The 18,398-nt window shown below is 60.1% G+C and carries 19 protein-coding genes; 6 read left to right on the plus strand and 13 right to left on the minus strand.

All coding sequences use genetic code 11. The features are described from left to right. Window positions 1-2: 2 nt before the first annotated feature. A complete protein-coding gene (msrP, locus tag WAW39_RS02690) occupies window positions 3-968 on the minus strand; it encodes a protein-methionine-sulfoxide reductase catalytic subunit MsrP (protein ID WP_422315508.1) in 966 nt (321 codons plus the stop codon). A 117-nt stretch (window positions 969-1,085) separates the two neighbouring features. Here msrP and WAW39_RS02695 point away from each other — a divergent pair, with 117 nt between their 5' ends. Further along, window positions 1,086-1,883, plus strand: a complete 798-nt coding sequence (locus WAW39_RS02695) for a phthiotriol/phenolphthiotriol dimycocerosates methyltransferase (protein WP_422315510.1) — start codon at window positions 1,086-1,088, stop codon at window positions 1,881-1,883. On the opposite strand, the gene WAW39_RS02700 is transcribed toward WAW39_RS02695, so the two are convergent. The 8 genes from WAW39_RS02700 to WAW39_RS02735 all read right to left on the minus strand — a co-directional run bounded on the left by WAW39_RS02700 (window position 1,884) and on the right by WAW39_RS02735 (window position 8,086). Beyond that, entirely contained in the window at window positions 1,884-2,210 is a 327-nt protein-coding gene (locus tag WAW39_RS02700; RefSeq protein WP_422315512.1) for an H-type lectin domain-containing protein, read from the minus strand. A 78-nt stretch (window positions 2,211-2,288) separates the two neighbouring features. Next, entirely contained in the window at window positions 2,289-3,512 is a 1,224-nt protein-coding gene (locus WAW39_RS02705; RefSeq protein ID WP_422315514.1) for a molybdopterin-dependent oxidoreductase, read from the minus strand. Between the two features lie 41 nt (window positions 3,513-3,553). Further along, window positions 3,554-4,177 (minus strand): hypothetical protein, encoded by a 624-nt coding sequence (locus WAW39_RS02710; protein WP_422315516.1) that lies wholly within the window; start codon window positions 4,175-4,177, stop codon window positions 3,554-3,556. A 15-nt stretch (window positions 4,178-4,192) separates the two neighbouring features. Next, window positions 4,193-5,074 (minus strand): uracil-DNA glycosylase, encoded by an 882-nt coding sequence (locus tag WAW39_RS02715; protein WP_422315518.1) that lies wholly within the window; start codon window positions 5,072-5,074, stop codon window positions 4,193-4,195. 80 nt (window positions 5,075-5,154) lie between these two features. Further along, on the minus strand, window positions 5,155-5,565 hold the full coding sequence (locus tag WAW39_RS02720; protein ID WP_422315520.1) for a type II toxin-antitoxin system VapC family toxin: 411 nt from the start codon (window positions 5,563-5,565) through the stop codon (window positions 5,155-5,157). Continuing rightward, window positions 5,565-5,804 (minus strand): hypothetical protein, encoded by a 240-nt coding sequence (locus WAW39_RS02725; protein WP_422315522.1) that lies wholly within the window; start codon window positions 5,802-5,804, stop codon window positions 5,565-5,567. The genes WAW39_RS02720 and WAW39_RS02725 overlap by 1 nt, the downstream gene beginning before the upstream one ends. Before the next feature lie 80 nt (window positions 5,805-5,884). After that, the gene (locus tag WAW39_RS02730; RefSeq protein ID WP_422315524.1) at window positions 5,885-7,009 is read right to left on the minus strand and encodes a sugar ABC transporter permease; all 1,125 of its coding nucleotides are present in this window, start codon (window positions 7,007-7,009) and stop codon (window positions 5,885-5,887) included. 6 nt (window positions 7,010-7,015) lie between these two features. Next, complete coding sequence (locus tag WAW39_RS02735; RefSeq protein ID WP_422315526.1) at window positions 7,016-8,086, minus strand: zinc ribbon domain-containing protein; 1,071 nt, start codon at window positions 8,084-8,086, stop codon at window positions 7,016-7,018. Window positions 8,087-8,209: 123 nt separating this feature from the next. On the opposite strand from WAW39_RS02735, the gene WAW39_RS02740 reads away from it, so the two are divergent. The 5 genes from WAW39_RS02740 to WAW39_RS02760 all read left to right on the plus strand — a co-directional run bounded on the left by WAW39_RS02740 (window position 8,210) and on the right by WAW39_RS02760 (window position 13,179). Continuing rightward, on the plus strand, window positions 8,210-9,526 hold the full coding sequence (locus tag WAW39_RS02740) for a Trx7/PDZ domain-containing (seleno)protein (protein ID WP_422315528.1): 1,317 nt from the start codon (window positions 8,210-8,212) through the stop codon (window positions 9,524-9,526). A 200-nt stretch (window positions 9,527-9,726) separates the two neighbouring features. Next, window positions 9,727-10,848: a DNA-directed RNA polymerase subunit alpha gene (locus tag WAW39_RS02745; RefSeq protein ID WP_395734463.1), complete on the plus strand. Its 1,122-nt coding sequence runs from the start codon at window positions 9,727-9,729 to the stop codon at window positions 10,846-10,848. Window positions 10,849-10,884: 36 nt separating this feature from the next. Continuing rightward, window positions 10,885-11,370 (plus strand): 50S ribosomal protein L17, encoded by a 486-nt coding sequence (gene rplQ, locus WAW39_RS02750; protein ID WP_422315531.1) that lies wholly within the window; start codon window positions 10,885-10,887, stop codon window positions 11,368-11,370. A gap of 194 nt (window positions 11,371-11,564) precedes the next feature. Next, entirely contained in the window at window positions 11,565-12,833 is a 1,269-nt protein-coding gene (locus WAW39_RS02755) for a Gfo/Idh/MocA family protein (protein WP_422315533.1), read from the plus strand. 91 nt (window positions 12,834-12,924) lie between these two features. Beyond that, complete coding sequence (locus WAW39_RS02760) at window positions 12,925-13,179, plus strand: hypothetical protein (protein WP_422315535.1); 255 nt, start codon at window positions 12,925-12,927, stop codon at window positions 13,177-13,179. Between the two features lie 98 nt (window positions 13,180-13,277). Here the strand turns inward: WAW39_RS02760 and WAW39_RS02765 are convergent, their stop codons facing one another. From WAW39_RS02765 to WAW39_RS02780, 4 genes are read right to left on the minus strand one after another with little or no spacing between them, the layout of a single operon-like run. Continuing rightward, window positions 13,278-15,755 carry a c-type cytochrome gene (locus WAW39_RS02765; RefSeq protein WP_422315537.1) on the minus strand — a complete coding sequence of 826 codons (2,478 nt, stop codon included), beginning with the start codon at window positions 15,753-15,755 and terminating at the stop codon, window positions 13,278-13,280. Between the two features lie 37 nt (window positions 15,756-15,792). Further along, window positions 15,793-16,536: a platelet-activating factor acetylhydrolase IB subunit gene (locus WAW39_RS02770; RefSeq protein ID WP_422315539.1), complete on the minus strand. Its 744-nt coding sequence runs from the start codon at window positions 16,534-16,536 to the stop codon at window positions 15,793-15,795. A gap of 58 nt (window positions 16,537-16,594) precedes the next feature. Beyond that, window positions 16,595-17,662, minus strand: a complete 1,068-nt coding sequence (locus WAW39_RS02775) for a D-alanyl-D-alanine carboxypeptidase family protein (RefSeq protein WP_422315541.1) — start codon at window positions 17,660-17,662, stop codon at window positions 16,595-16,597. 1 nt (window position 17,663) lies between these two features. Further along, complete coding sequence (locus tag WAW39_RS02780; RefSeq protein WP_422315543.1) at window positions 17,664-18,374, minus strand: type I 3-dehydroquinate dehydratase; 711 nt, start codon at window positions 18,372-18,374, stop codon at window positions 17,664-17,666. Between the last annotated feature and the right edge of the window lie 24 nt (window positions 18,375-18,398).

The raw sequence follows: 18,398 nt of genomic DNA on the forward strand, positions 1-18,398 counted from the left end.
GGTCAAAAATCCACGCTGAGGTCCATTCCCTTGTACAAGTGCGCCACCTGCTCCGCATAGCCGTTGAACATGAGCGTGGGCCGCGAGCCCATCTCGCCGATGCGCCGCTCATGCGCCTGCGACCAGCGCGGGTGATCCACCTTGGGATTCACATTCGAGTAGAAGCCGTACTCCCCCGGATTGGCCAGACTCCAAGTCGTGGGCGGCTCACGGTCCATCAGTGTGATCTTCACCACCGACTTGATGCTCTTGAAGCCATACTTCCATGGCACCACCAGCCGCACCGGCGCCCCGTTTTGATTTGGCAGCGTCTTGCCATACAATCCCGTGGCCAGCAGCGTCAGCGGGTGCATCGCTTCATCCAGCCGCAGGCCTTCCACATAGGGCAGATCAATGCCCGCATAGCGTGAGTCCGGCATCTGTTTGATGTCATAATAAGTCTCAAACGCCACATGCGTTGCAGCGCTCAGTGGCTCCACCAGGTTCAACAATTTGGACAGCGGAAACCCCACCCATGGGATGACCATCGACCATCCCTCCACGCAGCGGAAGCGATAGGTGCGCTCCACGGATTCAAACTTGAGCAGGTCCGCGAGATCAAACGTGCGCGGCTTCTGCACCAGTCCTCCGACCTGCACGCTCCACGGATCAGTCACAAAATTCTTCGCCTTTGCAGCCACCTCGGATTTGTCAGTCGAAAACTCGTAGTAGTTGTTGTAGCCCGCGATGTCGGTGAACGAGTTCACCTTCTCATCCGCCGCCAGAGCCGTCTGCAACGCAGGCTCCGCCACCGTGGCGATGGCGGCTCCCGTGTTCGCCACCTCGGGCCGTGGACTGAAGGTGCGGTACAGCCCCGCCGTGGCCAGCATGGAGCCCGCCCAGATGGCGGACTTCATGAAGAAGCGCCGATTGAGAAAGGTCTCCTCAGGTGTGATCTCGCTGGAGGGAATGTGGGAACGATCTTTCATGGCGGACAAAGCATGCAGTTCCAGGTGTGAGGCGCAGGCGGCGGTTCTATTCCCGCACAACGAATGCCAACTGGCAAGTTGCATCCGCCACCATCATCTCGCAGGCTTTGTCCTTCCATGTCCCTCCTCGAACGCCTCTTCTCCATCGGCCCGGTCCGCAAAGCCATCTGGCAGCTGTGGTATCCCTACCTCACACGCCGGCTGCGCAGCGAAGAAGTGCTGTTTTTGAACTACGCCTTTGAAACGGATCCGCCCGTGGGCCTGAAGCTCGACCCCGCTGACGAACCGAATCGCGCCTGCATCCAGCTCTACCACCACGTGGCCACTCAGGTGGATCTGCAGGACAAGAACGTGCTGGAGGTGAGTTGCGGCCATGGCGGCGGCGCCTCCTGGCTCACGCGCACGCTGCGTCCCGCGAGCTACACGGGGCTCGATCTCAATCCCACCGGCATCGCCTTCTGCAAGAAGCGCCATCAGGTGCCTGGCCTCCGCTTCGTACAGGGAGATGCGCAGTCCCTCTCCTTCCCGCCGCAGACGTTTGATGCGGTGATCAATGTCGAAGCCTCACACTGCTATTCCGATTTCCCCGGCTTCCTGGCCAAGGTTGCACGCGTGCTGAAAACGGGCGGTCATTTTCTCTACGCCGACTTTCGCTTCCGCGATCAATGGGCCGAGTGGGAGCAGGCCATCGCCCAATCACCGCTCGATATCGTGCAGACCCGCGACATACGCCCTGAGGTGCTGCGTGGCATGGAGATCAATGCCGCACGCAGCGAGGCCCTCATCTGCCAGCGCCTGCCCAAGTTTCTGCACTCCCTTGGCCGCGACTTTGCCGGACTGCCGGGCGCGCGTGTGTATGAAGCGCTGAAGTCTGGCGAGCTCTCCTACCGCTCCTGGTGCTTTCGCAAGCCGTGATCAGGCCCCGATGGCCAGCCAGTTGAACTCCACGGAAAACACCCGCGACGCATCCCACGTGGAGATGACCGCCTGAAAGCCGAACTCCGTGACGTTCATGGCTTTCACCGTGATGCGCGAGCTTTCCCGCCGGTCCATGTCGAAACCCGTGAGGCCGAGATGCACGACAGGGATGGTCGAAAAGGGTGAATCAAACACGACATCCAGAACGAAACTCCGCGGTTCCGCAAAGTCCGGATAAACCACGTCAAGCGTCCAGCCTGGAGTGAGGATTCCGACACCGACATTGGCCGACAGGACTTTCCAGGGAACAGTGGATGAATACATGCGGCCAAAGTAGAGCAGCATCCGGGCCGGACACCACCCTCATTGTTGTCACACTGAAAATGAGGCCGCGCAGCAGCGTCATGCCACCACTTCCAGCAGCGCTTTCTGAATGTTGTTCTTCCCGGACTTCGGAAACGGTCGTGGCATCGGCTGGGCATTGCCGTTTTCATCAATCGTCCGGCAGCGCAGCTCATACTTTCCAGGCGTCAGCTTCACCGGCTTCGCCGTCCAGCGGCACAGCGTGTGGCGCAGTGGCCACTGGCGCGGCCTGCGAGTCGCCGGATCAAACTGCACCGGATGCAGCGGCGCTCCTTGAAAGCCCGCAATGCCGCTGCCATCAAACGGCACGATCTGCGCCTCCTGCCACGGCGCCTGGGTGAAGTGCGGATCGTTTGCAGGCAGCGGCTCATTCACATTGCGCACCCAGTACTGCACCCGCTTGAGACCCGAGATGCCCACCTGCGCATTGCCATGCAGCGTCAGCTCATCCTTCGTGCTGAGCTTGTCCGGCAGGTCGCCAAAACGCGCGAAGGTCTTGAGCCACGAATTGATGTCGTTGTTTCCGTTTGCGTAGGTGTCGTCGGACTGATGCGCATTCGTGAAGCCGATGCGCTGCAGCCACTTCACCGATTTAAATCCATAGGCCTCCGGCACAATCATGCGCACCGGCCCGCCGCGCTCACCGGTGAGAAATTCACCATTGAGCTTGTAGCAGAGCATCACCGGCAGTTCGCCGGGCGGATCTTCAAACACGCGGTTCATCGGCAGGTAGCATTTGAAGATCTGCTTCGGGTCCTCGTTGTGATGGCCGTGATACCAAACGTGGCGCAGGTTTTCCACCGGCCCGCACTGCCACAGCACATCGCGCAGCGGCACGCCTTCCCACAAGCCATGGCCCAGCGGATCGGAGAGATTGTTGCAGGTGATGACTTTCAAATAACTGACAGCCTTCGTCTTCGCGATCTCCATGAGCTTTTCAAACGTCAGCGCCGCGCCGTCACTGCGCAGCATGGGCCGCTCGATCTTCGCGTTGCTCGCAGCATCAGCGATGACTTCAAGCTGCCACGTCTCTCGCACCATGCCGATCTCCCGCTGCTTCTCGATGGGCAGCTTGTACGGCAGCGGATTGCCACGCTCCACATTGTAAAAATCCCCCGAAGGGGTGATGCAGCAACCGCCTTCCTCACACACAGGTCCTGCTTTCTTGCCTGCGGCCCGCAGCTCCGCGTGAGTCGTGAGCACCGCAGCGCCTGCAGTACCAAGCTTGAATAGATCACGACGGGAGAGTGCTCTGGCCTTCATGCCGATGATTTAAACCCGGACGACTGGCGAAAGACAAGCCCTCAGTCTGGCAGCTTGCCAGCTTCAGGAGAGGGAGAAGGCGCAGCGCCTTTCACCGTGACGCCGTTGCCTGCGTTTTCCAGGGTGGGATCAAAGGCAAATTCAAAGATGGCTCCATCCAGCTTGTTGAGGAAGTATCCCTGCAGCAGATCGGCGTCCTCAGAAAACATCGCTTCCAGCCAAGCCCGGCTTTCAGCATCGCCAAGTTTGCCAAATCCGATATTCAGCATGCCGTGCTCCTGCCCTCTGGCTACCTTGATAGCCTCCATGCGCTTTTCCAGCTCGTTCTGAAACTCGGGCGTGTCCATCAACTGCTCAAAGCGCTTCATCAACGTGGCCAGCTCTCCGCTCTTGTTCAGCTCCTCGGGAGGAACGTCTTTGTAGCGGCGGATGAAGTCATCCACCTTGCGGCGCACAGCTTCAGACACCTGCCTGGGCCGGTAATGCTTGGGCTTCGGCTCTTCCTCTTTGGGAACCGTTTCCGCACTCGCCGCAGGAGCAGCAGGCTTTACAGGGCCCGGCTTCTCAACCACCACGGAAGGCTTGGGTCTGGCTGGCTGCCAGTTCAGCCACACCAGCGCAAAGAACACCCCCGAGGCCAGCAGCAGCACAAGGTTCCTGTTCATAAGCTGTGAAGCGGATTATTTCGTCTGAAAATACCCGCGCTGCTTCGCGCTGATGGGCAGGCCCAGCTTTTCCATGACCTTGAGCATGTCCTCCCACACGGCGCGCTTGGCACGAATGCCGTCGCCTGTTTGCTCTTCCCGCAGCAGGTAGGAAGGATGGTAGGTGACCATGGTCGGAATGCCGCCAGTGCTGTGAAACTTTCCGCGCAAACCGCCGACCGTACCAGGAATGCCGAGCCCCTCAGCTGCCGTGGCACCCAGGGCCACGATGACCAGCGGCTTGATGAGATCAATTTCTGTGAGGACGAAGGGCAGGCAGGCGCGCATCTCCTCGGCGGTGGGCTTGCGATTGCCGCTGCCCTGGTTGTCCATGGCAGGACGAAATTTGCAGATGTTGCTGATGTACACCTTCCGGCGTTCGAGCCCCATGGCCTTGATGATGGCGGTAAGTTTCTGCCCCGCCGGCCCCACGAAAGGCTCGCGCAGTTTTTCTTCCTCCGCTCCGGGGGCTTCACCAACAAACATCAGCGATGCCAGCGGACTCCCCACGGCAAAGACCATCGTCTTGCGCAGGCTGCTCATGGAAAGCGCAGGCTCCCATGTCTCCGCCATCGCGCGCAATGCCGCGAGCTTTTCTTCGACCGTCTCCCCAGCCACTTCGAGCAGCTCCGCCTTCTTCGTTTCCGGCGGCGGCGTCTCGCGCAGGATGCGCGCGGCAGGCGCAGGTGTCGCAGCCAAAGATCGGGACGGCTCAGGCGCGGGAGCTGCACGCGACACAGGCTCACGTACGACACCCTTCAGCCTGTCCATCGTCCCCGGGCGCAGCGCGACGTGCGTCTTCCCCAGCATCTGGCGCTGCTGGAGGTGCTGCTTGAGGAGTTGAGAGGCGGCGGACATGGGAAGGAGTGATGCACGCAAAATGCAGAATGACGAAGGAATGTCGAACACAGAGATGCTTCACCCACGCAAATGAGGAATCAGGGCTCGATGATCACCAACCCGGGAAACCACGGGCGAAAATCCCCTGGATTGCGAGTGATGATGCCCTGAAAGCGCAGGGCAAATCCGCCGATTTGAATGTCGGCGATGGGACGCTTCAATATTCGACCGGCACGTTTCTCCTTCACATAAGCCGCCCAGCCATCGGCTGCGGCTTCAGTATCTGCATCGATCCAGTCGAGATGGTGCTGGATGCCGGACTGCTTCAGAAAATGCCTCACCTGAGCCAGTTGACCGCCAAACTGCGGCACAATTTCAATCTGACTGACCGGACAGGCAACGACACCGTCTGCCAGCCTGGAGGCCACGCACCGTGCTGATGCCACGCCAAATTGAACATCAGCCAGGGCGATGTCCAGCAGGATGCAGCTGTCGACCACCCAGGCCATCAGTCGTCATCCCCCGCGCGCAGTTCACGCATCGCTTCCTCCGTGCTGGGCACGGCACCCTCATGAAACTGGCGGGCGTATCCGATCATCGCCACGGGGCCCGGCACGACCGCAGTCGGCTCATCCATGATTTCCACGCGAAATTCATGATCGGAAACTTGGGAGCAGCGCAAATGGTTGACAGCCTCCGGCTTGAACCATTTCAGCAGGCTGGCGGGGATGGTTGCAGGCGCATTCATGCCCTAAAGTCTCACGCCTGTTGGACAAGTCAAAGAGGGTTTCTCGTCGCCACGGCTGCCCATGCCCCACACCTTTCGCCTCACGCACGGCGGCTAATCCGCATGTCCATCCACACGGCGAGAATCAGCACCACGCCGCGCGCGATGAACTTCCGCTCCGGCGGCACGGACATCAGCGTCATGCCATTCAGCAGGCAGGCGATGATGAGAGCGCCCAGCAGCACACCCAGCACATTGCCACGCCCGCCACGCAGGCTGACACCGCCGATCACACAGGCGGCCACGGCATCGAGCTCCATCAAATCTCCCACGGTTGTTGTGGATGAGCCAGCGTAGGCCGTCTGCATGAAGCCCGTGAGGGCCACGATGGCCCCCATGCCGCTGTAGGCGGCGATCACGCTGCGTTTCATCGGCACCCCGGAAATCAGGGCAGCCTCCGCACTGCCGCCGATGGCATATAGGTGCCGCCCCAGCGCGGTATGCTGCGTCACCGCATACACGATCAGCGTCACCCCGCCGAGAATGAGCGAGGGCAGCGGAATGCCACGAAACTGCCCTGTAACGAGCACAAACAGCGCGATGGCCTGCGCCGTGATGAACAGGCGCATGAACGCCATCTCCTTGTCCTCCACCGCAAAGCCATGCTCCAGGCGGCGTTTGCGCGCACCGAGCGTGGTGAACACCAGCGCGAGCACAAGCCCCGCCGCCAGCAACCAGCCCAGCTGCACGGGCAGGTAGTAAGTGGTGAGCAGCGAGTAGAGATTGCTCTGTCCGCCCGGTGCCACCGGCACAGTGGCGTTGTCGATCACCAGCCAGAAAAGACCTTTGAAAATCAGCAGCGCCCCGAGCGTGACAATGAAGGCAGGCATGCGCTCGCACACGATGAAGGCCCCCATCGCCATCCAGATCAAGACCCCGCAGAGAAATCCCACCCCCAGTGCAGCAGGCGCCGGCAGGTGATAATGAAACACCAGCACACTCGCAATGCCGCCGAGCAATCCGACCCCGCTGCCCGCGGACAGATCAATGTGCCCCGGCAGCAGAATGAGCAGCATGCCCATCGCCAGCGTGGCGGTGATCGAAAGCTCGGTCACAAGCATCGATAAATTGCGCGCTCCCAGAAAAGCCGGCTCCTTGATGGCAAAGAACGCACAGATCGCGAGAAGCGCGATGGCGATGGGCAGTTCTCGAAAGCGGAAGTTCACGCGGGCTTAGTTCTGCGAAGACATAAAGATGCCAAGGATGATCAGGGCGATGATGACCGCGATGGTGATCTTCACCCAGCTCAGCGGGTATTCACCACCGATCTTGCCCGTGGCTCCATTCACGGTGACTTGATAAGTCTTCGTGCCATAGGTGTAAGTCAGCAGCCAGACCGGCAGCAGCACATGCTTGAAGGTTTGCGCGCTGTAGTCCGGGGAGATTTGCAGGTTTCGGCTGGTATCTCCGGGAATCTGCTCGGTGCACTGGCTGCGCAGGATGTTATCCATGCGGTTTCGTGAATCCTGCGCCGCCTGCACAAGATCAATCTGATACTGCTCCACCACCCAGCCGGAGAGATAACCCGGATCATAGGGCAGCAGATCAGTAGTGGTGGGAAACGGCTGCAGCTTTTCGAGAAGCGCCGTGTGCACGCCTTTCGAAGCTGGAACCAGCACATCATCGAAGTCGCTGCTGACGTGACCAGAAGCGTACTCCCATCGCGTGTGCTGAGTGCGGTTCCCTTTGCTGTCGGTCGTGTAGTAATAATAGCCGGCCTCTGCCTCCCACGGGCATTCCGCATGCGCATCAAAGGTCCAATACGGCAGATACATGCCATGCAGCGTGTCCGTCATGGCCTTCTGCCCGAGGGCGTTGGGCGCCCAGAAGTGGCTGGCATACCAGCGGCGGATGTCCTCCCGCACCTGGCTTTCGGAAATTTTGAATGGCAGCTGGCTTCCAGGCCGGATCGGCGTGCCGACATCATCCACGGCGATGATGGCCGGTGAGCCGCAGAAGTCGCAGTTCTGCGCCACCCGCTTTTCATCGAAGACGGAAATGGCATGGCAGCTCTGGCACTTCACCGTCTTGCGTACCGCCGCCCAGCCGCGCTGGTCGTCTGGAATGGCCCGCAGCATGGCCACGAGATCATTCTCTTCCACCAGGGTGCCGTCGTTTTTCAGCTCCGCCGGAGACACCGTGCCGCAATACGGACAGACCAGGGCATGCTTCGCTGGTGTCCAGACTGCCTCGGCACCGCAGGCGGGACAGGCAAACTTGGAAATGGCGGTGACTTCAGACATAAAAGGCGCGTGGGTGAAAGCTGCCCGATTAACCGGAGAAAACCAAAGCCTGTCCATTCCAAAAACCGGCAGAAAATAAATCCCGGCTTGCCTTGGCCCCCGCCGACTCCTCAGAATGCGGGCATGAAGCAACTCCTGCTGCTCGCCTTCCTGCTCCTGATTCAATCAGTACCCGCCGCCACCGTCAAAGACCGCGAGGGCGCAGTACGCGGTGACAAGGCCCGGCTGGAAAACGATCCACGCTGGAACTGGAATGACGTCGATGGCGGCTTCCGTCTGGCCAAGACCACCGGCAAACCGCTGCTCGTGGTGCTGCGCTGCCTTCCCTGCATGTCCTGCGCTGGCATTGATGCAAGTGTGCTGGAGGAACAGGAACTCGTGCCTTTGCTGGATCAATTTGTCTGCGTCCGCATCATCAATGCCAACGCACTCGACCTCTCCCGCTTCCAGTTTGACTACGACCTCTCCTTCTCCGCGATCCTCTTCAATGGCGACGGCACCATCTACGGCCGCTACGGCTCCTGGCTGCATCAAAAGGATCCGCTGAACAAAACCACCGCCGGTTTCAAAAAAGCGCTCGAAGCCGCCCTGGCCATTCACCAAGGCTACCCCGCCAACAAAGCCGCACTCAGTGGCAAGCAGGGCGGTCCCACACCTTACCAGACGCCCATCGAATTCCCCGCACTCGCGGGCAAGTACCAGAGCAAGCTCGACTGGAACGGCAAGGTCGTGGCCAGTTGCGTCCACTGCCACATGGTGGGCGATGCCTTTCGGGCCTACTACCGGGGCCAGAACAAGCCCGTGCCGGTGGAATGGATCTACCCTCAGCCCTCGATCGAGACCCTCGGCATCACCCTTGCCACCGACGAGGTCGCCAAAGTGGAGGCCGTGGCAGACGGTTCCGCCGCCAATGCCGCCGGAATCCAGGCGGGCGACATTTTCACCCGTCTCAACGGCCAGCCCCTGGTTTCCATCGCCGACGTGAGCTGGGTGCTGCATCGCTCGCCGGACTCGGGTTCCCTCCCCGCCACAGTCCTGCGCGGCGGCAAGGAAACCACCGTCACCCTCGATCTCCCCGCTGGCTGGCGCTTGAAATCCGACATTGGCAAGCGCGTCGGCACCTGGCCCATGCGCGCCATGGCCTTTGGCGGCATGAAAATGGACGACATCCCCGATGAGGAGCGCACCGCCCTCGGCCTGGACAAGACCCAGATGGCCCTGCGCATCTTCCACGTGGGCGAGTTCGGCCAGCATGCCGCCGCCAAAAAGGCGGGGTTTAAGAAGGACGACATCATCATTCAGATCAGCGACCAGAAACAGCGCCTCACGGAAAGCGCCCTCATCGGCGATCTGCTCCTGCACCACCTTCCCGGAGAGAAAATCCCCGCCGTCGTGCTGAGAGGCCAGGAGCGGGTGGAGCTGAATCTGCCGCAGCAGTAGCCGAAACCAGCCCTTTTCCGGGCGTTTCCGGCCCATTTCCCCCCGAAAATTCCCGGTTGCATTCTAAAGACCGGCTTCCATACTCCCCGCCCCCTGCGAGTCGTCATCCATTCGCCGTTGGTCTCCGCGCCTGCCTCTCTTCGAGATGTGCAGGGTTCTCGCCCGGAGGTAACCCGGCCGTTAGTGTTAACACAAATCCTATGTCAGTACGTCTTGCCCGATTCGAGATGCCTTCCCGCCTTGTGAAAAACGAGGCCACGGCAACCGAAACATACGCCCAGTTCACTGCCGAACCCTTCGACAAAGGTTACGGTCACACAATTGGCAACTCCCTCCGCCGCGTCCTTCTCTCCTCCCTTGAAGGCGCATCCATCACCTCCGTGAAAATCCGCGGTGCGGAACACGAATTCACCACCCTCCCGGGCGTGCTCGAAGACGTCGTTCAGATCATCCTGAACCTCAAGAAGGTCCGCTTCAAGCATCACAGCGATGCCAAGGAGCCCCGCCTGCTTTCCATCATTGCTGACAAGGAAGGCGCCGTCACTGCCGGTGACATCAAGGACGACAACCACTACGAAGTCATCAACAAGGACCTCGTGATCTGCACGCTGGACCGCAAAACGAAGTTCGAATGCGAATTCGAAGTGCGCGTCGGCCGTGGTTTCTCCACCTGGGAAGAAAACAAGCGCGTTGACACCCCCATCGGTGTCATCCCGATCGACTCCATCTACAGCCCTGTCACCCGCGTGAAGTACGGCGTGGAAAACACCCGCGTCGGTCAGAACACTGACTATGACAAGCTGGTGCTCGACATCTGGACCGACGGCCGCATCACCCCGCAGGACGCCCTCCTGCAGTCCGCCGCCATCCTGCGCCACCACCTCGACGTCTTCGTCAACTATGACGACAAGGCCATCGAATTCGAAGCCGCACCGGAAGCCCAGAGCGAAGAAAACAGCGAGCTGCGCAAGCTCCTGAACATGAGCGTCAACGAGATCGAACTCTCCGTCCGCGCCGCCAACTGCCTCAACAACGCCAACATCACGAGCGTCGGCCAGCTGGCCATGAAAACCGAAGGCGAAATGCTTCGTTACCGCAACTTCGGCAAGAAGTCCCTCACCGAGATCAAGGAAAAGCTCGCAGAGCTTGGTCTGTCTCTCGGCATGAAGTTCGATCCAGCGCTGCTTGAGGCCACCCCTGGCGGTGTGTCCCTCCTCGCCCGCAGCAGCATGATCGGCGACGACGATGAAGAAGCCGACTCCCTCGACTTCACCAAGCTCGTGGACAGCCATCTGCCAGACGCAGACGACGAAGACGAGTAATCAATCACAGACAGAATTTTAGACTCATTTTAGGACATGAAACACGGAAGAAAAATCGTCAAACTTCAGCGCAAGCAGGATCACCGCGACGCGCTGCTCATGAATCTCACCTGCTCCCTCATCGAGCACCGCCGGATTCGCACCACACTGGCCAAGGCCAAAGCCCTCCGCCCTTACGCAGAGAAGCTCGTCACCCTCGGCAAGCGCGGCACCCTGCATGCTCGCCGCACCGCCCTTTCCTCACTCCGTCACAAAGACATGGTGAAGAAGCTCTTCGAAGAGATCGCCGTGGCCTCCAAGGACCGCGTCGGTGGCTACACCCGCATCACCAAGCTCGGCCAGCGCCGCAGCGACTCCGCTCCGATGGCCTACATCGAGTGGGTGGACGCCTACGTGCCAAAAGCCGCCGCAGCCCCTGAGCCTGAAGTCGCAGCCGAGCCTGTGGCCGAAGAAGCAGCGCCAGCCAAAGCTCCTGCCAAGAAGAAGGCAGCTCCGAAGAAGAAAGCCGCCGCTGCTGAATAAGCAGGCGTCTCTCATCGAGAAACCATCCAACGCGGGAGTCGCAAGACTCCCGCGTTTTTTGTGCCCTCTTGGTGCGGCTGCAGCAGCACTCCGTCTTCTTGCAGCGCAGGCCTCACCAAAACATGAGAACCCGGCATACCGGTATCAGCTTGACCTCTTGCATGCCGCCTGAGTTCGCGTTCCATGAGCCCACCATGGAATCCACCATCAAGATCGCCCTCGTTGGCGCCGGCATGTTCGGCGGAGATGTTCACGCGCGTGCTTACGCGGACCTGCAGCGCTTCGGCATCGCCGGACAGCTTGCCCGCGTCGGCCTCGACAAATACTCACGCGAACTCGCCGGGGTCAAATTCGACCTCGTCGCCGTCGCCACCCGCAGCGAAAAGTCCGCGCTCAAAGCCGCAGCGGCTTTCAAAGACCTCACCGGCCACGAGCCGCGTGCCTTCCATGGTGACGCCCCCTGGGATGACATCCTGGCCGCCTTCCCTGATCTCGATGTGATGGCCGTCGCCACCCCGGATCACCTGCACACCCAGCCCATTCTCGCAGCGCTGGCCAAAGGAGTGCACGTCTTGACCGAGAAACCCATGTGCCTCTCCATTCAGGAGTCGGACGAAATCATCGCAGCTGCCAAGGCCCAGAACCTCATCGTCGCTGTGGACATGCACAAACGCTACGACCCCGACCACCTGCGCATCCGCGATGACATTCAGAACCGCATCGGCGCGCCGCTCTACGGCACCGCCTATCTGGAAGAACCGCTCGAAGTCAGCACCAGCACCTTCAAGTGGGTGGAAAGCAGCGACCCCTTCAGCTACGTCGGCCCGCATTGGACCGATCTGATCTGGAGCTACTACCACAGCAAGCCGGTCTCTTTGACCGCCGTGGGCCAGAAGAAACGCCTGATCCGCGATGGCATCAATGCCTTCGACGCCGTGCAGGTGCGCGTGGATTTCGACAACGGCATGTCGATCAACTTTAATAACAACTGGGTAACTCCAGCCGATTTCGAAGGTCCGGTGAACCAGGGGCACGAAATCGTCGGCGCTGATGGCAAAGTCGAAAGCGACCAGCAGTATCGTGGTTTCCGCTGGTGGAATCAGGGCGGCGGCTCGCGCACGAGCAACAATCACTTTACCCGCGAAGTAACCCGCCCTGACGGCACCAAAGGCTACATAGGTTACGGAGTGGATAGTCTGACTGTAGGCTTGGTCGCCGTCTGCCGCGTCAAGTTTGCCAAAGAGTCCCGGGATGCCGTGGCCGGACTCTATCCGACCGCCGAAGATGCGCGCATTACCTGCGCCATCGTGGATGCCGCCGCACGTGTCCGAGACCTCAACTGGAAATACATGCAGGAGGGAAAAGGGGCGACAGTTACAGCACGTTTTGACCAAAACGGCATAACGATCATAGACCCAAATGCCGCCGAGGTATTCCAGAGCATCTACGATCAGGCTCTTTAAGTGCAAAATGGGGAATAGACTTAGAGTTCCAAGCTTGACTTTGGCCTAAGTTTTTCATAAACAAAGGATTGTACCCCCATAAATAAAACAAATGACTCTATCCTCATCCCAACTCCGCCGCGCCGCTGCTCTTCAAGAAAAAATCGAAGGCTTCCAGCAGGAACTGGCACAGCTTCTTGGCGGCTCTTCCAAGTCGTCCGCCGCATCAACAACTGCAGGTGAGAAGCCGGCCAAAAAGAAGCGCGTCATGTCCGCTGCTGCCCGCAAGAAAATCGCTGATGCTCAGCGCAAGCGCTGGGCCAAGCAGAAAGGCGAAACGCCTGCTGCTGAAAAGAAAGCCAAGTAAGCTCCTAGTTCACGGCTAACCCCGCGATAATAAGAAGGCCCCAGTTCGCAAGAACTGGGGCCTTTGTTTTTGAAGCTGCCGCTTAGGCAAGGAATTACTTACTTAACAAACATGGGATCGTCCGGATTGCCCTTGCTCAGCAGATAGGCCATGAGGTCGAGAATGTCGTCCTCCTTGAGCATGAAGAGCAGGCCGGGAGGCATCATGCTGATCTTGCTCTCCTCCGTTTTCACAACTTTGCGGGCATCCACATTGGTGAAGTTGTTGGGGTCCATCATGTTGGTGCAGACCATCATGATGTTCTCCTTCATGTTGGCGATGCGACCTATGACCGTGCTGCCATCCTGCAGTGTGAAGACGGTGCTGCCATACTGGTCGCTGATCTCCTTGCTGGGCTCCAAGATATGCTCCAGCAAATCACGCGGGCTGTACTTGCCGGCCACACTGGTCAGGTCCGGACCCACGGCACCACCTTCGTTGTTGAAGCGGTGGCAGGCGAAGCAGGTGGCGGCGCCGAACATGTTGCGGCCATTGGCAAAGTTACGGTTGCCCTCCAGCCCAACCCCCAGCGACTTGCTGAGTTCAGCCAGCGTCCAAGCTTTGACGAACTGCATGGGCTTTGCGGTAAACGATGGTGCTTTCACCTCCGGCTTCGCATCCAGCACATCCTTGATGGCCAGCTTTTCCTCTTCGGTCATGGTCGATAGTGCATTCTGCTTGATCTCGCCGATGAAGAGATCAAACGACGCCCCACCCTTGTAGTTCGCGGCGCGCAGGAACCAGCTGAAATAGTCAGCCCGCACTTCCTTCGTCCAGCCGGTCTTCGCAAAGCGCAGGATGCGGGCGTAGTCGATTTGCTCCTCCTGTGTCGGCGAGCCATTGACCCATGGCTCAGCCTTGGCGACAACGCTGGCGTCTCCCAGATAGACCAGCACTTCGCAGAGATCACGGTTCAAGGCCGGATCATTCGTGGGAAACAACGGCGCAAGATGCTTGATCACCGCCTCCTTCGTCGCCGCATCCGGCTCTCCCATGCGGGTGAAAGCGAGCATGTAATCGCGGACCAGTGTGACACGATCCAGACCTTTGAGCGCCTTGAAGTCGATCTTGTTCAGCGCAGCCAAAACCGGCTGCTGCATTGCTTTGTCACCTCCGCTGCTGCGGATGAGGCCCATCAGTGCCGTCAAGGCAGCGCGGGGATTGGACTCATTGAGCGCCTTGTCCTTCCAAGACGCGATAGGCTGATGCTCCAGCGCGATGCGGGCTGCAAAGCGTGTTTGGCGGTCAGCATCTCCGAGATAAGGCCATGCCGCATCAACCGCTTTGGGATCTTGCTTGCCATGAAAGGTTTCCAGTGTGCGTCGTGCCAGCGGCTTTACTTCAGGCTGCGGGGATGGCTGCACGGAATCCGCTCCCGTGTAAGTCACCCGATAAAGTCCCGACTGCACCTTGCGGCCGCCGACGCTCACATACATCGCTCCATCCTTCTTCGAGACTTCAATGTCCGTCAGCGGCAGCGGCGAGGCGCTCATGAACTCCTCGGTCACGCCTGTGTAACCAGCACCATTGGGCGAGAGATGAACGGCATACATTTTGCCATAGCTCCAGTCACAGATGAAGAGCGCGTCCTGATACTTCGCCGGGAACTTTGCGCCGTAGCCAAAGGCCACGCCCGTTGGTGAGCCGGGGCCGATGTCCACCACGGCTGGCAGGCTGTCCTCCCAGCGTGCAGGCCATTTCTTGCTGCAGGTGCGCCAGCCGAACTCGCCACCACTCTGCATGAAGCACACGCGAGTGGGGCGGTACCACGGCATGCCGGTGTCCCACTCCATGTCCGCGTCAAAGCCGAAGATGTCACCACTGCGATTCATGGCGATGTCGTAGGTGTTGCGCGTGCCGGTGTTCACCAGCTCCCACTTCCTGCCATCCAGATCCGTGTGCGCCAGCCAGCCGCCGGGGGCCAGCACATCGCGCATGAAGCCACGGCCCAGCAGCATGGGATAAAGCTGGTCTTCCGACCAATGGCGCGGCACCAGGCTGGTCTCACAGCTTGGCTCTGGCGTCTGGTTGCCACACATCACATACAGGCTCTTGCCATCCTGGGAGGCGATCACACCATGCGGCCCATGCTCACCAGCCTTGCCTGGGAAAGAGCGCAGCAGCTCCACAGTGTCGAATTGATCATCGCCATTAGTGTCCTTGCAGCGGTAGAGGCCGCGGCCCTGATAGGCGTCGTCATTCACCACCCCATAGAGCGCACCCGCATGATACAGCAGGCCCTGGCAGTGACCGAAGTCGATGCTGAGCTTTTCCACCTTCGTCTCACCCGGGCTGCCATTCAGCGCCGGCGGTGTGATGCGATACAGCGCTCCATACTGGTCGCTGCAAAGCATGCGGCCTTTGTCGTCCTGCGTCATGGACACCCAGGAGCCTTCCTGCGCCTTCGGCACGGAATACAGCAGCTCCACTTTGAAGCCTTTGGCGATCTTGACCTTGTCAGCCGGCGTTGCTTGGTCGGCCAGCTGCGCGAACGCTGCCGTCGCGCCGAGCAGAAGAGGAATGAGAATGGTTTTCATGCTTGGATGGTGATGAAACTGTCTGCCTTGCTCCGAACTACTTCATAAGCTCCTTGACCTTGCCTTCAATGGCGTCGGCCCACATCTGATACCCATGGGCGCTAAGGTGCAGCAGGTCCGGCATGATTTCCTTCGGCAGGGTGCCATCGGGGTTCAGGAAGGTGTTGCCGATGTCCATGTAGAAGACGCGTTTGTTGTCTGCGAAGCCGGAGATGAGGTTGTTGGTGGCCACGTTCTGCTTGCGCATCGCATCCTCCTTGGTGGCACCTCGTGGAAAGATGCCCAGCAGCAGCACCTTCGCCTCCGGGAGTTTTTTGCCCAGGATGTCGAGGATCATCTTCACGCCCTCGGCGGTCTGTTCGGCGCTGCTGGCGTACGCCACACCGCCATGCTCGGCAGCCGGGCGGCCTTGATGACCGGTGTTGTTGGTGCCGATCATGAGCACCACGAGCTTCGGCTTGATACCGTCAAAGTTGCCGTTTTGCAGGCGCCAGATCACGTGTTCGGTGCGGTCACCGCCAATGCCGAAATTCGCCGCCTTGAGCGGTTCCCACGTTTTGGCCCAGACGTCCTTGCCATTTTTTTCCCAGCCTTGGGTGATCGAGTCGCCCAGAAACACCAGCTGCGCCTCGCCCTTTTTGGAAATGGCGTTGAAGCTCTCGTGGCGTTTCATCCAGCCGGCGTCACGCGGCTTGGGGTCGATGGCAAGATTTTTGGCCGTTTCAGCAAAGCTGGTGGCGGCGACACAGAGGGAGGCGAGCAGGAGGGTATGGAGTTTCATGGTCAGAGGCGGCGATGATGCCGGGAAGCCATGAAACAGGCAAGCCGCGAATGTTATTTCACGCCTTCAGCGCCCAGTCGAGCAGCGCCTGCGCGTCACGCCAGACACCTTCGTGGCTGTCGTTGAGGATGACCACGATGCGGCGGCGGCCATTGCGCTCGCCGGTGGCCACCAGGCAGTAGCCCGCAGCCTCGGTGTAGCCGGTTTTCATGCCATCACAGTAGCTGGCGGTGCGCAGCACGCGGTTGGTGTTGGCCAGTTCGATGATCTTACCATCAGGCTTGGTAAACTTGAAGCTCTGCAGCTTCACGATCGCTCGGATGTCCGGCAGCTTGTCCGCCGCCTTGGCGATCATCGCCAGATCACGCGCCGTGGAGTACGGGTCTTCATCTGTGAGGGATGGCAGGCCGTGCGGATTGACGAAGTGCGTGTTCTTCAGGCCGAGCGCCTGCGCACGCGCGTCCATTTTTTCCGCAAAGGCGGCCACGCTGCCGGCATTGTCACGCGCCAGCGCCTGCGCGATGTCGTTGGAGCTCTTCACCATCATGGCGGTCAGCAGCATGCGGCGGGTGTACTGCTCCCCCACCTTGAGGCCGATGCGCACCGGAGCGCACTGGGTGTCCGCCAGTTCAATGGTGACCACCTTGTCGAGGTCTCCCGCCTCCACCACGAGCAGGCCGGTCATGATTTTCGTCGTGCTGGCGATCGCTCCACGCAGGTCCGGGCTCTTTTCAAACAGCACATCATCATTCTCAGGATCAATGACGATGCAGCGCCCGGCAGTGATCTGTGGAATGGAGCCACGCAGATTTTTGATCTCAATCTCACGGCGCACCTTCTTCGTTTTCTCGATCTCATCGGCGAGCTGAGTCTCCAGCTTCTTCTTCAGCTGTGCCACCGCCGCCTCACGCGCGGCGATGTCCGCCTTCGCCTGTGCGATCATCTGCTTCTCTCCAGCGAAATCCTGCTCGCGCTTGGCGATGGCCGCGGCCTTCGCTTCGATCTCCTCCTCCCTCCATTGCAGCTGCTGCTCACGCTTGGGGTCACCGCAGCCGGAGATGGAGACGCAAAGAAGACTGGCCAGCAGGGCGCGGCGGAAGGGGGGAGACTGACGAGGGGGGATCATTTCAGAGTTCAGAGAGGAGTTCTTTCAGGCGGGCGACGGGCCACTGGCCAGGAGCATTCGAAGCACCAATAAAGCCGTAATTCAGCAGGCTGCCACATTTAGCCAGCACCAGACGCGAAACACGTCCCCAGGGCCCCATGCCCATCACAGAAAGCCGCAGCCGATGCGTCTCCCCGGCCAGTTTCATGAGGCTCGCCAGATCCCCCTGCGTGTTCAGGTAGGTGGCGATCTTCACGGCATCCAATCCCGCCTGCTGGGCGAAATTCACCGCGCCACGCAGCACCTCCTCCGCCGGGGTGGCCTGAAAATCATGGAATGAACCCACCACCGGCACGCCTGCGGCACGCGCTTTCTGGATCGTGCCCTGCATCTGCGCTGCGCTGCGCAGTTCAATGTCGATCAACGTGGCGAGATCCAGCAGCGGCTCGATCATCGCCGCACGGGCTGCCGGGTCCTCAGGCCCCTGCCCGCCTTCCGCAGGATGCCGTGCCGTCAGCAGCAGCGGCAGGGTGTTGCCAGCCAGCCTGGCACGCAGATCCGCCGCAGGTATCTGCAGCTGGTCCAGCCTCAGCTCCGCCACGTCACAAAGGTTCGCGCGGGAGGCCGCATCCAGGGAGATAAAGTGCTCAAGGGCAGCAGAATCCGCCACCACCCCCACCGCAAGAGGGCGGGAGGAGAAAAGCAGGTTTTTAGAGGAAACAAGTTGAGCCATTGGCTAGGCGGAGTATAATTTTAA

This window comes from Prosthecobacter sp., from assembly GCF_049294395.1.
Lineage (GTDB): Bacteria > Verrucomicrobiota > Verrucomicrobiia > Verrucomicrobiales > Verrucomicrobiaceae > Prosthecobacter.

Bases quoted from the DNA above. Each gene is read 5' to 3' on its own strand.
- WAW39_RS02760 (WP_422315535.1), top strand. From the start codon at position 12,925: ATGACTCTATCCTCATCCCAACTCCGCCGCGCCGCTGCTCTTCAAGAA.
- WAW39_RS02735 (WP_422315526.1), bottom strand. From the start codon at position 8,086: ATGTCTGAAGTCACCGCCATTTCCAAGTTTGCCTGTCCCGCCTGCGGT.
- WAW39_RS02740 (WP_422315528.1), top strand. From the start codon at position 8,210: ATGAAGCAACTCCTGCTGCTCGCCTTCCTGCTCCTGATTCAATCAGTA.
- WAW39_RS02715 (WP_422315518.1), bottom strand. From the start codon at position 5,074: ATGTCCGCCGCCTCTCAACTCCTCAAGCAGCACCTCCAGCAGCGCCAG.
- WAW39_RS02725 (WP_422315522.1), bottom strand. From the start codon at position 5,804: ATGAATGCGCCTGCAACCATCCCCGCCAGCCTGCTGAAATGGTTCAAG.
- WAW39_RS02755 (WP_422315533.1), top strand. From the start codon at position 11,565: ATGGAATCCACCATCAAGATCGCCCTCGTTGGCGCCGGCATGTTCGGC.
- rplQ (WP_422315531.1), top strand. From the start codon at position 10,885: ATGAAACACGGAAGAAAAATCGTCAAACTTCAGCGCAAGCAGGATCAC.
- WAW39_RS02770 (WP_422315539.1), bottom strand. From the start codon at position 16,536: ATGAAACTCCATACCCTCCTGCTCGCCTCCCTCTGTGTCGCCGCCACC.
- WAW39_RS02775 (WP_422315541.1), bottom strand. From the start codon at position 17,662: ATGATCCCCCCTCGTCAGTCTCCCCCCTTCCGCCGCGCCCTGCTGGCC.
- WAW39_RS02745 (WP_395734463.1), top strand. From the start codon at position 9,727: ATGTCAGTACGTCTTGCCCGATTCGAGATGCCTTCCCGCCTTGTGAAA.
- WAW39_RS02695 (WP_422315510.1), top strand. From the start codon at position 1,086: ATGTCCCTCCTCGAACGCCTCTTCTCCATCGGCCCGGTCCGCAAAGCC.
- WAW39_RS02720 (WP_422315520.1), bottom strand. From the start codon at position 5,565: ATGGCCTGGGTGGTCGACAGCTGCATCCTGCTGGACATCGCCCTGGCT.
- WAW39_RS02700 (WP_422315512.1), bottom strand. From the start codon at position 2,210: ATGTATTCATCCACTGTTCCCTGGAAAGTCCTGTCGGCCAATGTCGGT.
- msrP (WP_422315508.1), bottom strand. From the start codon at position 968: ATGAAAGATCGTTCCCACATTCCCTCCAGCGAGATCACACCTGAGGAG.
- WAW39_RS02780 (WP_422315543.1), bottom strand. From the start codon at position 18,374: ATGGCTCAACTTGTTTCCTCTAAAAACCTGCTTTTCTCCTCCCGCCCT.
- WAW39_RS02710 (WP_422315516.1), bottom strand. From the start codon at position 4,177: ATGAACAGGAACCTTGTGCTGCTGCTGGCCTCGGGGGTGTTCTTTGCG.
- WAW39_RS02765 (WP_422315537.1), bottom strand. From the start codon at position 15,755: ATGAAAACCATTCTCATTCCTCTTCTGCTCGGCGCGACGGCAGCGTTC.
- WAW39_RS02705 (WP_422315514.1), bottom strand. From the start codon at position 3,512: ATGAAGGCCAGAGCACTCTCCCGTCGTGATCTATTCAAGCTTGGTACT.